The sequence below is a fragment of the Asanoa sp. WMMD1127 genome, from assembly GCF_029626225.1.
Lineage (GTDB): Bacteria > Actinomycetota > Actinomycetes > Mycobacteriales > Micromonosporaceae > Asanoa.
Map to the genome: position 1 here is coordinate 301,034 of NZ_JARUBP010000001.1, position 14,183 is coordinate 315,216.

The 14,183-nt window shown below is 74.5% G+C and carries 16 protein-coding genes; 10 read left to right on the forward strand and 6 right to left on the reverse strand.

The window, feature by feature from the left end; translation table 11 throughout:
- Positions 1–143: 143 nt before the first annotated feature.
- From O7635_RS01565 to O7635_RS01590, 6 genes are all read left to right on the forward strand, one after another.
- On the forward strand, positions 144–785 hold the full coding sequence (locus tag O7635_RS01565) for a histidine phosphatase family protein (RefSeq protein ID WP_278078586.1): 642 nt from the start codon (positions 144–146) through the stop codon (positions 783–785).
- A 4-nt stretch (positions 786–789) separates the two neighbouring features.
- The gene (locus O7635_RS01570; RefSeq protein WP_278078587.1) at positions 790–2,160 is read left to right on the forward strand and encodes an FGGY-family carbohydrate kinase; all 1,371 of its coding nucleotides are present in this window, start codon (positions 790–792) and stop codon (positions 2,158–2,160) included.
- Positions 2,157–2,753 carry a histidine phosphatase family protein gene (locus tag O7635_RS01575; protein ID WP_278078588.1) on the forward strand — a complete coding sequence of 199 codons (597 nt, stop codon included), beginning with the start codon at positions 2,157–2,159 and terminating at the stop codon, positions 2,751–2,753. Before O7635_RS01570 ends, O7635_RS01575 begins: the two co-directional genes overlap by 4 nt.
- The gene (locus tag O7635_RS01580; protein WP_278078589.1) at positions 2,750–4,174 is read left to right on the forward strand and encodes an FGGY-family carbohydrate kinase; all 1,425 of its coding nucleotides are present in this window, start codon (positions 2,750–2,752) and stop codon (positions 4,172–4,174) included. The genes O7635_RS01575 and O7635_RS01580 overlap by 4 nt, the downstream gene beginning before the upstream one ends.
- A gap of 3 nt (positions 4,175–4,177) precedes the next feature.
- A complete protein-coding gene (locus O7635_RS01585; protein ID WP_278078590.1) occupies positions 4,178–5,143 on the forward strand; it encodes a 2-hydroxyacid dehydrogenase in 966 nt (321 codons plus the stop codon).
- 306 nt (positions 5,144–5,449) lie between these two features.
- On the forward strand, positions 5,450–6,118 hold the full coding sequence (locus O7635_RS01590) for a hypothetical protein (protein ID WP_278078591.1): 669 nt from the start codon (positions 5,450–5,452) through the stop codon (positions 6,116–6,118).
- Here O7635_RS01590 and O7635_RS01595 read toward each other — a convergent pair.
- From O7635_RS01595 to O7635_RS01610, 4 genes are read right to left on the reverse strand one after another with little or no spacing between them, the layout of a single operon-like run.
- Entirely contained in the window at positions 6,115–6,717 is a 603-nt protein-coding gene (locus O7635_RS01595) for a M23 family metallopeptidase (RefSeq protein ID WP_278078592.1), read from the reverse strand. The genes O7635_RS01590 and O7635_RS01595 overlap by 4 nt on opposite strands.
- Entirely contained in the window at positions 6,714–7,382 is a 669-nt protein-coding gene (locus O7635_RS01600; protein ID WP_278078593.1) for an alpha/beta hydrolase, read from the reverse strand. Before O7635_RS01600 ends, O7635_RS01595 begins: the two co-directional genes overlap by 4 nt.
- A gap of 22 nt (positions 7,383–7,404) precedes the next feature.
- On the reverse strand, positions 7,405–7,722 hold the full coding sequence (locus tag O7635_RS01605) for a multidrug efflux SMR transporter (RefSeq protein ID WP_278078594.1): 318 nt from the start codon (positions 7,720–7,722) through the stop codon (positions 7,405–7,407).
- A 2-nt stretch (positions 7,723–7,724) separates the two neighbouring features.
- Complete coding sequence (locus O7635_RS01610; RefSeq protein ID WP_278078595.1) at positions 7,725–9,752, reverse strand: molybdopterin-dependent oxidoreductase; 2,028 nt, start codon at positions 9,750–9,752, stop codon at positions 7,725–7,727.
- A gap of 104 nt (positions 9,753–9,856) precedes the next feature.
- Here O7635_RS01610 and O7635_RS01615 point away from each other — a divergent pair, with 104 nt between their 5' ends.
- Both O7635_RS01615 and O7635_RS01620 read left to right on the forward strand, forming a co-directional pair.
- A complete protein-coding gene (locus O7635_RS01615; protein ID WP_347405254.1) occupies positions 9,857–10,060 on the forward strand; it encodes an antitoxin in 204 nt (67 codons plus the stop codon).
- Positions 10,061–10,097: 37 nt separating this feature from the next.
- On the forward strand, positions 10,098–10,484 hold the full coding sequence (locus O7635_RS01620; RefSeq protein WP_278078597.1) for an MmcQ/YjbR family DNA-binding protein: 387 nt from the start codon (positions 10,098–10,100) through the stop codon (positions 10,482–10,484).
- Between the two features lie 4 nt (positions 10,485–10,488).
- On the opposite strand, the gene O7635_RS01625 is transcribed toward O7635_RS01620, so the two are convergent.
- Positions 10,489–11,478 carry a hypothetical protein gene (locus tag O7635_RS01625; protein WP_278078598.1) on the reverse strand — a complete coding sequence of 330 codons (990 nt, stop codon included), beginning with the start codon at positions 11,476–11,478 and terminating at the stop codon, positions 10,489–10,491.
- A 53-nt stretch (positions 11,479–11,531) separates the two neighbouring features.
- On the opposite strand from O7635_RS01625, the gene O7635_RS01630 reads away from it, so the two are divergent.
- The gene (locus O7635_RS01630) at positions 11,532–12,041 is read left to right on the forward strand and encodes a SigE family RNA polymerase sigma factor (protein WP_278078599.1); all 510 of its coding nucleotides are present in this window, start codon (positions 11,532–11,534) and stop codon (positions 12,039–12,041) included.
- Positions 12,038–13,321, forward strand: a complete 1,284-nt coding sequence (locus O7635_RS01635) for a hypothetical protein (protein ID WP_278078600.1) — start codon at positions 12,038–12,040, stop codon at positions 13,319–13,321. Before O7635_RS01630 ends, O7635_RS01635 begins: the two co-directional genes overlap by 4 nt.
- Here the strand turns inward: O7635_RS01635 and O7635_RS01640 are convergent.
- Entirely contained in the window at positions 13,318–14,118 is an 801-nt protein-coding gene (locus tag O7635_RS01640) for a hypothetical protein (RefSeq protein WP_278078601.1), read from the reverse strand. The genes O7635_RS01635 and O7635_RS01640 overlap by 4 nt on opposite strands.
- Between the last annotated feature and the right edge of the window lie 65 nt (positions 14,119–14,183).

Here is a 14,183-nt window from a genome sequence, read left to right on the forward strand (position 1 = left end):
CGCGCCGGGCGCGTGGCCGCGCGATTGCGCGCGTAACGGCCACCCCTGCCAATATCAGCCTAGCCGCCGTCAAGGAGGGGAGTCGCGGTTTCCCTCCGGCCCGGGGGTTGAGAAGCAGGCCACGGGCGATAAAGATCAACCTCATGACCGCTCCCCGGGTACGGCTGGTGCTGGTGCGTCATGGCGAGTCGCACTGGAACGTCGAGGAGCGCTACCAGGGCCAGCAGGATTCTGGGCTGACACCGGCCGGGTTCGCCCAGGCGGAGATGGCCGCCGAGGTGCTGGTCGACCGCTTCGGCACCGCCGACCTGGTGGTCACCAGCGACCTGCCCCGGGCCCGCGACACCGCCGCCGCCTACCTGCGCCGGGTCGGCGGCGCCGCCCGCGAGGACGCCCGGCTACGCGAGATCGACGTCGGCACCTGGGGCGGCCGGACGCGGGCCGAGGTGGCGGCCGCCCACCCCGAGGAGATCGCCGCCTTCGAGCGCGGGGTCGACATCCCGCGCGGCGGCGGCGAGACGTTCGGTCAGCTACGTACGCGGGTGTGGGCGGCGCTGGAGGAGATCGCCGGCGCCGGGACCGTGGTCGTCTTCACCCATGGCGGGTGCGTCCGGGTGGCCACGGCGGCCGCGTTGCGCGTGCCGTCGCCGGGCGAGCGCGGGTTCGCGCCGGTCGGCAACTGCTCGTTGACCGTCATCGACCATGCCGGCGCGGACGGCGTCCACCGGCTCGTCGCCTACAACGCGCCGACCGCGGCCGGCACGCGGACGAACCGGGTGGAGTGAGGCGATGCTGTTCGCCGGCGTCGACGTGGGCACGCAGAGCCTGCGGGTGCTGCTCGCCGACGACGAGGGCGCGGTGGTGGCGCGGTCGACCGGGCCGCTGCGCAGCCGGCGGGTCGGTGACCGGCACGAGCAGGATCCGGCGCAGTGGTGGGCGGCGCTGGGACAGGCGTTCCGCGGTGTCCCGGCCGACCGGGTCGGCGGGGTGGCCATCTGCGGCACGTCGGGCACGTTCCTGCTCGCGGACCGCGACGGACGACCACAGACCCCGGCGCTGATGTACGACGACGCCCGCGCCCCCGCCGTCCCCGGGGCGCAGGGCACCTGGGCGCTGTCGAAGCTGGTGTGGCTGCTCCGCAACGGCCCCGCCGGGCTGGCCGCGGGGCGGCTCGTGGTGCGGCACTGCGGCGACCACCTGGCCGACCGGCTGACCGGCGACCTGGTCGCCACCGACTGGACGAGCGCCCTGAAGACCGGCTACGACGGTGGTTGGGCCGAGACGGCCGTGCCCGCGGCCGCGCTGCCCGAGGTGGTGCGCCCCGGCACGCTGATCGGCACCGTGGGGCCGGACGGCGCCGCGCACACCGGGCTGCGGGTCGGCGTGCCCGTGCGGGCCGGCCTGACCGACGGCTGCGCCGCGCAGGTCGCCGCCGGCGCGCTGGCCGTCGGCAACTGGAACTCCGTGCTCGGCACCACCCTCGTGGTCAAGGGCGTCACCGCGGACCGGCTGGCCGACCCGTCCGGCGCCGTCTATTCGCACCGCCATCCCGACGGCGGCTGGCTGCCCGGCGGAGCGTCCAATGTGGGCGCGGCTGTGGTCGACGAGTGGTTCCCGGGCGCGGATCGGGCTTCGCTGGACCGTGCGGCGGCCGCACACGAGCCCGCCGGCGCGCTCGTCTACCCGCTGCGGGGCCGGGGCGAGCGGTTCCCGTTCGTGCGACCCGATGCGGCCTCGTTCACGGTCGGCATCGCGGCGGGCGAGGCCGACCGCTACGCCGCCGTGCTGCAGGGCGTCGCCTACGTCGAGCGGCTCTGCTACGCGCACCTGCGCCGGCTCGGCGCCGACACGTCCGGGTCGCTGGCGCTGACGGGCGGCGCGACCCGCAGCCGTTACTGGTCGCAGCTGCGGGCCGACGTGCTCGGCCGGCCGGTCACGCTGCCGGCGACGCCGGAACCGGCGCTGGGGATGGCGGTCGTCGCCGCGGCCGGCGACGGCAGCCTGACCGCGACCGCGGCGCGGATGGTCCGGCCGGCGGAGACACTGGAACCGCGGGCCGGTGACCGGTTCACCGAGCCGTTCGCCCGGTTCGTCGACGCGCTGGCCGAGCGCGGCCATATCGACGCGGACCTCGCCGCCTACGCCAAGGAGCCGTCATGACGCGCACGACCGTGGTGCTGGCCCGGCACGGCCGCACGGCCTGGCACCAGCCGACCCGCTACACCGGGCGCAGCGACGTGCCGCTCGACGAGGTCGGCGCGGCGCAGGCGGCCCGGCTCGGCGAGTGGGCGGGGGCGCAGGGCTTCGCCGCGCTGGCCTGCTCGCACTTGGTGCGGGCGCGGCAGACCGCCGCCGCGGTGACCGGGCTGACGCCGGTGGTGGATCCGCGGCTGCGCGAGCTGGACTTCGGGGTCGCCGAGGGGCGCACGCTGGCCGAGCTGCGCGAGGATGACGCGGCGATGGTGGAGCGGTTCGAGGCCGACCCCGTGGGCGGGCACTTTCCGGGTGGCGAGCCGCCGGGGGAGGCGGCCGCCCGTGGGCTGGCGGCGGTCACCGAGCTCGCGTCCGCGTACGCCGGGGGGTCGGTGCTGGTGATCGCGCACAGCACGCTGATCCGGCTGGTGGTGTGCGCGGTGCTCGGTGTGCCGCTGGGTGAGTATCGGCGGCGGCTGCCGGTGCTCGAGCCGACCGCGACCACCACGCTGCGGTTTCCCGAACCGGTCGGTGTCGTCTCCTACAACGTCTCGCGATGAGCGTCGTCATCGGCGTTGACGCCGGCACCACGGTGACCAAGGCGGTCGCGTTCGATCCCGACGGCACCGCGCTGGCCCGGGCGGCCCGCCCGACGCGGCTCGACCGGGTCGGCGACGGCCGCTACGAGCAGGACGCCGACGCGGTCTTCGGCGCGGTGGTGGCGGTGCTGCGCGAGCTGCGGGAGCTGCTGCCCGGTCCGGTCACCGCGGTCGGCGTGACGGCGCAGGGCGACGGTCTGTGGCTGCTCGACGCCGACGGCCGGCCGGTCCGGCACGCGATCTCCTGGCTCGACGCCCGGGCGACCCCGATTCTCGACCGCTGGACGGCATCGGGGCTCGCGTCGCACGCGTACCGGCGGACCGGCAACTATCCGTTCCCGGGCAGCGCCGGGCCGTTGCTCGCCTGGCTCGACGCGCACGAGCCGCACGCGCTCGACCGGGCCGCCACCGCCGGCTACTGCAAGGACATGGTGGTGCAGCGGCTCACCGGCCTGCGGGCGACCGATCCGTCGGACGCGTCGGCGCCGTTCCTCGACCCTGTCCGGCGGCGGTACGACGAGGAGCTGATCGCCGCCTGCGGGCTCGACCATCGGCGGGGCCTGCTGGCCCCGGTGCGGGACGCGCCGCACGCGCCGCTGAGCGCCGCCGCGGCCGACGCCACCGGCCTGCCCGCCGGGCTGCCGGTGGTCGGTGCGCCCTACGACCTGCCGGCCTCGGCCTGGGGCGCCGGGGTCCGCGACGTCGGGGCCGGGCTGCTCACCGTCGGCACCACGCTCGCCTGCCAGGTCGTGTGGGACACAGTGGACACCAGCGGCGAGCCGGCCGGTCTCACGCTGAGCACCTGGCAGCCGGAGCGTTGGCTGCGGGCGCTGCCCGCGATGGTGGGCACCGCCGCCCTCGACTGGGTGCTGCGGCTGGTCGGCGCGACCGTCGCCGACGTGCCGGCGCTGCTGTCCGCGGGCCGCTCGACCGGGCTGACCGTGCTGCCCTTCTTCGCCGAGGCCGGCGAGCGCGCGCCCTTCGTCGCGCCGCGGGCCCGGGCTCGGATCGACGGGCTGCACCTCGGGCACGGGCCGGCCGACCTGATCCGGGCCACCTGCGAGGCGATCGCCTACAGCGCCCGGCACTGCCTGACCGCGGCCGGGTTGAGCGGCCCGCTGGCGGCCTGTGGCGGCGGGGTGGCGTCCGCGGAGTGGGCGCAGATCTTCGCCGACGTGCTGGACCGGCCGGTGCGGGTGCTGGCCGGCGAGGAGATCGGTGCGCGCGGCGCCGCGCTGGCCGCCCTGTCCACGGTGGATGCGGAGCCGACCGGGTGGACGCCCGCCGGGCAGGTCTTCACCCCGGTCTCGGCGGACCGCTACGCGGTCGGCTACGCGCGCTACCTGAGCCAGCTGGACCAGGCCCGACCGAACTGGAGCTGAACCGTGCGGATTCTCCTGGCCGGCGACCACTTCGTCACCAACGACCTGCTGGCCGCCGCTCTGCGCGACCGGGTCGAGGCCGAGCCGGTCACGCTCACACTGCCCTGGCCACACGTGCCGTTCGGTCCGGTGGCCGAGGTCGACGAGGCCTCCGGCGACGAGGCCACGCTGATCGCGGCTCTGTCCGGTGTGGACGTCGCGGTGACGCAGATGGCCCCGTTCACGGCCCGGGTGCTGGCCGCGGCCGACGCGCTCAAGCTGGTCGTGGTCTGCCGCGGTGGGCCGGTCAACGTCAATCTGGCCGCGGCCGAGGCGGCCGGGATCGCCGTGCGCACCACGCCCGGCCGCAACGCGATCGCCGCCGCGGAGCACACGATCGCGCTGATCCTGGCCGCGCTGCGGCAGATTCCGGACCGGCACGCGGGCGTACGCGCCGGCGAGTGGCGCAGCGACCTCTACGCGCTCGACCGGGTCGGCGCCGAACTGGCCGGCAGCACCGTCGGGCTCGTGGGTTACGGCGCGATCGGCCGCCGGGTGGGCCGGATCCTGGCCGCGTTCGGCGCCGAGGTGCTGGTGCACGATCCCTACGCGGCGGACGTGGTCGGTGTCGACCTGGCGGAGCTGCTGGAGCGGTCCACCGTGGTCAGTCTGCATGCCCGGCTCACTCCCGAGACCACGGGACTGATCGGGGCGGCGGAGCTGGCCCGGTTGCCGGCCGGGGCCGTGCTGGTGAACACGGCACGCGGTGGCCTGCTCGACTATGGCGCGGTGGTCGACGCGCTCGAGTCGGGTCGGCTGGGCGCGGCGGCGTTCGACGTCTTCGACGCGGAGCCCTTGCCGGCGGACTCCCGGTTGCGCACAGCGCCGCGGGTGGTGCTGACCCCGCACCTGGCCGGTGCCACCCGCCAGACCGCGGAACGCGCCGCGGCGCTGGCGGCGGACGCGGTGGCCGCGTTCGTGCGCTCGTGACGCGGGCGGCCCGCCATCTCGCGGCGGCGGCCTGGCTGGCGGAGCGGACCGACGCGGACCTGGCCGCGCGCCTGCGGGCCGCTCCGGCCGGGTCGGTCGGCATCGGCGGGGGCACCACGGTGGTCGACGTCGACGGCGGGCCGGTGTTCGTCAAACGGATCCCGCTGACCGACCGACCGCGAGCGCGCGCATCCGCGCAGCACGGCGAACCTGTTCGGTCTGCCGCGGTGGTGCCACTTCGGGATCGTCAGCCCGGGGTTCGGCGCCTGGCGGGAGCTGTCGGCGAACCTCACCGTCACCGAGGCCGTGCTGGCCGGCGAGACGGAGGCGTTCCCGCTGCTGCACCACTGGCGGGTGCTGCCGGGTCGCGCGCCGGTCGCGGCCGAGCACCTCGACATCGACGCGACGGTCGCCCAGCTCGGCGGCAGCCCGGCCGTGCGGGCCCGGCTCGACGAGCTGGCCCGGGCGGCGTACAGCCTGGTGTTGTTCTTCGAGCATCTCCCCCGCTCGCTCGGCGACTGGCTGGGTCAGGACCCGGTCGGGCGGGCCGGGAGCGTCGAGCGGCAGCTGGCCGGCATCACGGCGTTCCTGCGGGAGCGGGAGCTGCTGCACATGGACGGGCACTTCGGCAACATGCGGGCCGACGACGAGCGGGTCTACCTGACGGACTTCGGGCTGGTCACGTCGCCGCGGTTCGCGCTGTCGGCCGACGAGCGGGCGTTCGTCGCCCGGCATGCCGGCCACGACGCCGGCTATGCGGCGACGCAGCTCGTCAACTGGCTCGTGTCGGCGGTGTGCGGGATCGCCGAACCGGGGCCGCGCAACGAGTTCGTGCGCCGGTGTGCGGCCGGGGACATCCCGCCGGACGTGCCGACCCCGGTGGCGGAGGTGCTGGCCCGGAACGCCTGCGCCGCGACCCGGATGAACGACCTCTACTGGCGCCTGTTCGACGGCGACATCGAGGCGACGCTTTAGGGACAGTTGGCGCTCGTGCGTTCCAGCTCGAGCTCACGGTCGTCGGTGGTGATGCCGGAGGGTTCGCCGCCGAACCAGGCTTCCACCTTCTCCCTGGCGACCCGCTGCTCGTAGTGCAGGTGCGGGGCGCCGGAGTTGCCCGTGCTGCCCAGCTTGCCGATCTGCTGGCCGATCGCGACCTCGTCGCCGACCTCGACCAGGGGTGGTTCGAGCATGTGCAGGTACTGCGACTCCCAGCGACCACCGTGGTCGATCTTGACCCAGTAGCCGCCGCCGCGGCCCTTAGGGCCCCTGGGGTTCTGCGGCGTGCGGCCGCCGAGGGAGCCGTTGATGCCCGACTCGATGACGGTGCCCGACGCCGAGGCCAGCACCGGCCGGCCCCACGACTCGCCCTCGGTCGGGAACAGGTCGACGTCGAAGTCGTCGTGGCCCGGGTAGGTGGACAGCCGCCAGACCTCACCGCACGTCACCGGGAGCTGGAACAGCGGGCGCGGGCCGGGCCGGCGGAACCGGTCGACCAGCAGCAACGCCAGGACCGTGACCACGATGATGGCGACGCCGGCGCCGACGGCCTGGCCCCGGCGGGGTGGTGCGTTCATCGGCCGGCCAGAAAGGTCTCGACCGCGTCCGCGAACGCGTCGGGCGCCTCGGGGTGCACCAGGTGGCCCACGGGGATCGTGACCAGCTCGCCGGCCTGGATCCGCGCGGCCATCTTGGCCAGCACGTCCTGGGGCAGGAAGCTGGTCGGGCCGCCGGCGACGACCAGCACCGGCACCGGGATCGCCGACAGCTCGGCCCACCAGCGCGGGTCGGGGCCGTTCAACGTCTCCAGCACGGCCGGGCGGATCTCGCGGTCGTAGTAGGGGGCCGACGGCGGCAGGCCCGTCGGGACCGGGATGCCCAGCGGCACCGGCGGCGGGCACTCCTCCAGCACCAGCGCCTCGACCCGGTCGGGCGCGGCCAGCGTGGCGAGGAAGCTGACGAAACCGCCGAGCGAGTGGCCGACCAGCACGACCCGGTCGAGCGCGAGGCGGTCGAGCAGCGCCAGCAGGTCGTCACGGAAGACCGTCATCCCGTACGGGCCGGTCCGTTCGCTGCGGCCCATCCCCCGCAGGTCCGGGACGTGGACCGGGCGGCGCTGGGCGAACCGCGGCGCCAGCTCGTCCCAGGTGCTGCCGTCGCCACCGCCGCCGTGCAGCAGCACCATCGGCGTCGCGCCCGCGGGCCCGGGCAACGAGCGGCAGGCGAGCACGTACTGCGTCATGCCCGGACCCTACGCGGAACCGTCAAGCGCGCCCCAGTTCGAGGGCGACCACCCCGGCGATGATCAGCACCAGACCACCGATCTGCAGCGGGGACAGCGACTCGTGCAGGAACAGCGCGCCGATGACGGCGATGGCGGCGACACCGATCGCGGACCAGACGGCGTACGCGACACCGACGTTCATGCCGAGCTTGAGCGCCTGTGACAGCGCGTAGAACGCGAAGCCGTAGCCGATCACCAGGATGACCGTGGGCACGAGCCGGGTGAAACCCGCCGAGGCCCGCAGCGACAGGGTGGCCGCGATCTCGGAGACGATCGCGCCGGCCAGCCAGAACCACATGCTCAGCGGGCCGTCAGTTCGACGCGGATGTCGTGGAACGTCGGGGCGCCACCGAGGTCGGCGTCGCGTACGGCGGTCACGGCGTTGACGGTGTTGGCCCCGGGACTGCGCCGCGCCCAATAGGCCTTGAAGGTGAACGCCACCCCCGGCCGGGTCGCGTCGTCGACCGCGACGGCCGCCTCGAAGGACCCGTTGGCGTTGTGCACGCTGACCTCGGTGCCGTCGGCGAGCCCACGGGCGGCCGCGTCGGTCGGGTGGAGGTGGATCCGTGGCGGCCCCATCTTCTTCTCGTGCCAGGGCAGCGAGCCGAAGGTCGAGTTGAGGAAGAACCGGCCCGCGGCGGCGATCAGCACCAGCCCGTCACCGTCCTTCGCGGACGGCGGGGTGTAGCCGACGAGCGGGTCGACGCCGCGCGCGGTCAGCCGCGGGTCGTGCAGCCGGGCCCGGCCGGTCGGGGTCGGGAAGCCGCCCTTGGCGAACGGGGCGCTGCCGACCGGCACGCCGGTGGTGCGGGCCCAGGTGCGCTCGGCCAGCTCCTCGAAGGTGACCGGCCCGCCGGCCAGGTGCTGGCGCACCAGTTCGTCGTCGGTCTCGCGCAGCCGCGGATGGTCGAGCCCGAGCGCGGCCGCGATCCGGCGGAAGATCTCGGTGTTGGGCAGCGCCTCGCCGGGCGGCGTCGTGGCCGGCAGGTTGAGCGCCGTGTAGTGGTGCCCGTAGGAGCTGACCAGGTCGAGGTGCTCGGGCTGCATCGTCGCGGGCAGCACCACGTCGGCGTAGTCGCAGGTGTCGGTCCAGCGCTGCTCGAGCACGACGGTGAACAGGTCCGGGCGCAGCAGGCCCGCGCGCAGCCGGGTCTGGTCCGGCGCGGTGGCCGCCGGGTTGGCGTCGAAGACCACCAGCGACGTGACAGGCGGGTCGGCCTCGCCGGTCAGCACGGCGGCGAGCCGGCTCATGTTGATGCGGCGAGCCGTCGGCGTCGGCAGGTCGGCCGGGCGCGCGACATCGGCCCCGCCGGGGAAATGGCCCGAGGTCATGCACAGCGCGCCGCCGCCCGGATGCCGGAAGTCGCCGGTGACCAGCGGTATCGCGCAGATCGCCCGGATCGCCTGGCCGGCGCCCGCGTGCCGCTGCAGGCCGAGCCCGACCTTGATCGCGGTGGGCCGGGTGGTGGCGATCCGGTCGCCGAGGTCGCGCAGCACCGCCGGGTCGAGGCCGCACTCGGTGGCCGCGCGCTCGACCGGCCACTCCGCGAGCCGCTCGACCAGGTCGGGCCAGCCGTCGACGTGCGCGTCGAGCCACTCCTGGTCGGCCGCGCCGCCGTCGACCACGTGCCGCATCAGCCCCAGCGCCAGGGCGGCGTCGGTGCCGGGCAGCGGGGCCACGTGCGCGTCGCAGCGGCCGGCGGTGTCGGTGCGCAGCGGGTCGATCGCCACCACGTAGGCGCCCCGGCGGCGGGCCTCCTGGACGAACGGCCACAGGTGCAGGTGGGTGGAGAGCAGGTTGGCTCCCCAGAGCAGGATCAGCCGGGCCTCGACGATCGACTCCGGCTCGAAGCCGACCATCCCGCCGTAGAGCGACTCCAGCGCGGCGTTGGCCGCGGCGGTGCAGATGGTGGTGCGCAGCCGGCTGGCGCCGAGGTGGGCGAAGAGCCGCTGGCCCATCGTGTAGCCCTGGACGTCGCCCATCGTGCCGGCGAAGTAGTAGGGCAGGACCGACTCCGCGCCGTGCCGCTCGATGCTGTCCCGCAGGCCGGTGGCGACGCGGTCGAGCGCCTCGTCCCAGCTCGCCGGCCGGAACGCGATCTCCCCAACGCCCTTGGGCCCGACCCGGACCAGCGGCGTGGTGAGCCGATCGGCGCCGTTGACCGCGTCGAGGTAGCGGTTGACCTTGCCGCAGAGCACACCCCGGGTGAACGGGTGGTCGGCGTCGCCGCGGATCTCCACGGCCCGCCCGTCTTCGACGGTGAGCTGCCAGACACACGTGTCGGGGCAGTCGAGGGGGCAGGCGCCGCGGTGCGTGGTTCGGGCCATGCCCGGATGCTACGGCAGCCCCACCCGTACCAGCGCTCGCATTTTCCGCAGGTCAAGGTCGGTTTGGCCCGGATCGACCTGGGAAGACGGCCCCCATGGGTTTCATGGACCGACTCAAGAGCATGGCCGGCAAGCACGACGACAAGGTCGACAAGGGCCTCGACAAGGCCGGCGACAAGCTCAACGAGCGCACCGGCAACAAGTACCAGGACCACATCGACAAGGGTGTGGACGAGGCACAGCGCCGCACCGGAGGCGGCGACACGATGGGTGGCGACACGATGCCACCCGCCGACCCGATGCGCTGATTCCCGCGTCGCCGGGGTTGCCGTAACGTCCGTGGACATGGCAACCCTGGACGACGTGGCCCGCGTAGCGGCGCGGCTGCCCGAGGCGACCGAGGGCGAACGGCACGGCACCCGCGCCTGGTCGGTCGCGGGCAAGGTCTTCGCCTGGGAACGGCAGTTCAGCAAGGCCGACATCAAGCGGTACGGCGATGCGCCCGTGCCGCCGGGCCCGATCGTCGCCGCCGCTGTCGCGGACCTCGGCGAGAAGGAGGCCGTCCTCGCCGCGGGCAAGGCCGGCATCTTCACGATCCCGCACTTCGACGGCTACGCGGCCGTGCTGATCGAGCTCGACGAGGTGGAGCGGGCCACCCTCGAGGAGACCGTGCTCGACGCCTGGCTGGCCAAGGCGCCGGCACGGCTCACCGAGGCTTACCGCGCCGGCTGAGGGCTCATCGCGCCGGCTGACGCAGCGCGGCCAGCGCGTGGAACGCGAGCTTCGGTTCCCAGCCGCCGTCGGGCCGCACCGCGACCACGCCGTAGGACACCGTGTCGAGGTCGTGGGCCGGGTCCTCGGGCCGGTGCGGCAGCGCGAAGCCGGCGAAGGTGAACCAGAAGGCGCCGGCGATCCGCTCCGCGTCGAAGACCGCGTCGAGCTCGTGCAGGTAGCGCACCTGCTCGGGCTCGGACCGCGCGTACTCCGGCGGGATCGTCCGGTCCTCGCCGACGATCGTCCATCCCAGACCGCCGCGATCCGCCGCGCCACGGTAGGTGCAGCAGCCGAACTCGGTGACCACGACCGGGCGGCCGAACCGGTGGTAGGCGCGGAGGTCCGCGGCGTAGCGCGCGGCGTTGCCCTGGTCGCGGTAGGCGTTGACCGAGACGATGTCGAACTGGTCCCACTCCACCTGCTCCCACGCGCCCGCGGCGTAGGTGAGCCGGCCCTGGAACGCGCGGCGGGCCGCCGTGACGGTCTCCCGCTGCACCGCGCGGGCCCGGTCGAAGCCGGCCGTCGCCGCCCCGCTGGCCCAGGTTCGCGGGTCCGACATCGTCGCCGCTCGGCCGGCCAGTCCCTGCCCCGCGACGAAACCCTTGGCGAACAACGTCAGCTCGCCACCGAGCACCAGGACCACCTCCGTGGTGGCGGCCCGCCGCAACTCCTCGGCCCGGTCGGCGGCCCGGCTCAAGTGGTCGAGCAACTCCTCGGCGCCGAGGTCGTAGGGGAACGGCGAGAACCAGACGTCGAGACCCGCCGCGGTGGCGTGCCGGCCCGCGGCGAGGATGCGGTCCGGGTCGTCCCCCGTGATCCGGACCGCGGTGGCGTGCAGGTCGCCGGCGATCGCGGCCATGTCGCGCCGCACGTCGTCGTCGTCGAACGCCGGCCGGCTGTGGTAGTCGTCGAGCGCCTGCCCGGTGTCGTAGTTGATCCCGCGGATCTCCACGAATTCGACGCTACGCCTTCCAACCGAACGGTTCCTGAGAGCGTGTTACGGCCGTGAGCGGCTTCGACGGGTTCCGCGAGTTCGTGCAGGCGCATACCGGCGCGTGGTCCCGGCTGGCGTTCGTGCTCGCCGGCAGCCACCCGGCGGCCGAGGACCTGTTGCAGACGGCGCTGCTCAAGACGGCCAAGCGATGGAGCCGGATCCGGCGCTACGACCAACCCGAGGCGTACGTGCGCCGCGCGATCTACCACGCCGCCGTCTCACAGTGGCGGCGGCGCGACGAGTGGCCGGTCGCCGCCGTGCCGGAACAGGCGGTGGCCGACGACCGGATCGACGGGCTGGCCCGGCGGATGACCGTCGACGCGGCGCTGGCCCGGCTCACCCCGCGGCAGCGGGCGGTCCTGGTGCTGCGCTTCTACGAGGACCGGTCGGTGGCCGAGGCCGCCGACATCCTCGGCGTGACCGCCGGGACCGTGAAGAGCCAGACGGCGTACGCCCTCGAACGGTTGCGGGTCCTCGCGCCGCACCTGGTCGAGCTGACGATCGAGGAGGCCGGGCGATGACCGGGCTGCGCGAGCACTTCACCGAGACGGCCGCGGCGGCCAAGCACTACGACGTGACCGAGGTCGTGGTTCGCCGCGCGCGCCGGCACCGGCGGATCACCCACTCCCTCGGCGCGGCCGCGTTGGCGCTCGTCGCCGTCTCCGGCACGGTGCTATTGGTCGATCGCCCTCCGGCCAACCCGGCACTGACCGTGGTGGACGCGACCGCGCCGGCCGTCCCCGGCCGCCTCGACTGGCTGCCGGGGAGGACGTTCGCTCTTCCCGATGTCAAGGTGGTGCTCGAGTTGCCCGCCCGCCGGGACGTGGGGCTCGGTGCGCTGGTGTACCGGAGTGGCTCGTCGGAGACGCTGCTGACCAGCCAGGGTGCGCACTATCGGGTGCCCGGCGAGGTGCGCGGGCTGTCGCCGGACGGTCGGTGGCTGGCATACGCGGCCGGCGGCGAACTGGTCCTACGCTCGATCGCCGACACCCAGGTTCGCCGAGTGCCAGACAGTGACGTCACCGGGTGGTCGGTGGACGGCCGCCTCGTCGTGCTGAGCGAGCGGCGATCAGACGGTCGGCCACCGCAGGTGGCCACCGTCCTCGACCCTGCCACTGGTGCGACCCGGACAGTTTCCATCCCGGACCCGGCTTGGTGGGCGCCCCGTGGGCTGGCGACGAACGGCGAGCTGGTGCTGAGCGAGCGGCATCCGTTCCCGGCGACCACCGAACCGCCGCCGACGGCGCCACCCGACGTGTCGACCACAGCGCCGGTGGTCCCGCCGGCCGAGTCGATGAAACCGACTGGGCCGCTCGTGGGGCCCCCCAGAGACCTCGGGTTCGGGATGGCTTTCGTCGATCCGTCCGACGCTACCCGCCGGTCGGTGCCGGTGCTCGCGGCGACCGTCGGCCTCGACGACCAGGACGACTGGACCCAAGGTGTCGCCGTCGCCGGCCTGCCGGTGCGACCTGATACCGGAGGGGTGCTGTTCCAGCCGCGACGGGCGATCCCGGTCCAGGGCGGGATCCACTACGTGTCGGGCGACCTCTTCGAGGTCGATCCCCGCACCGGCCGACCACTTCGCCGTTTCCACCTGCCGCCGGTCACGGCGCGCGAAGCGCCCATGCTCAGGCTCCTCGGCGCGACCAGCGACGGCATCCTGCTCGCCGCGAGCCAGGACACCCCGTTCGGCACGGACCGGCTGGAGGTGCTCGACCCACTGACCGGCGTGCGCCGCACCGTGCTCGACCTGCCGGCCGATGTCTACTTCGGACTGACCCGTGGCGGCGTCGCGCGCTAGGTCGTGGCTTCGAGCGTCCAGCCGCCCTGGGCCTCGACCTCGATGACCGAGGTGTCCGGCGGCAGCGAGGTGGTGCCGCGGTAGCGGCCGATCTCGTTGACGAACAGGCCGATCCCGTCGTCGTCGCCGTAGCCGCGGACGACGAAGTTGTCGCGACCGGAGTGGGTGGCGGTGAGCCGGGGCGGGAGCCGGGTGCCCTCGGGCACGATGAACACCGCCGGCTTGCGGCCGGACGCCTCGCCGCGGAACGCCGGCGCCTTGCTCAGGTCGCGCAACACGATCTTCCACGTGCCCTGCGCGCGGACCCGGAAAGCGACGGGAGTCTCGCGCTCGCTCAGGCCGACCGTGCGGTCGCCGGAGTAGTCGCCGATCGCGTTGACGATCAGCGACAGCGGGCGGCCGCCGTCGCCGAGACCCTCCACCATGAAGTTGGAGGCGCCGTCGTGGGTGATCGTCGCGACGTAGACCGCGTCGGGTTCGAGGTCGACGTCGACCGTCCTGCTGCCGCGCCCGCTGACGGTGGCGTCCGAGCCCATCACGCGGGGCGGGTCCGGCAGCCGGGTGCCCTCGTCTGGGCCTGGCGTCACGCGCGGCATCGGCTCGGCCGACGCGGCACGCGGCGGCGCCGGCCGGCTGTCCGGACCCGACTCGCGGAGCGCGACGAACAGCCCGACCCCGCCGAGACAGAGGATCAGCACGAAGACCACCGCGCCGCCGACCAGCCAGGGCCACACCGGCATCGACCGCGGGGGCGGTGGTGGCGGCGGTGGTCCGTAAACAGGTGGCGGCTGGGTCACCGCCGAACGGTATGCCCACTGGCCCGTCCGCGCAGACCCGCGGCGGTCAACACATGATCACAAAG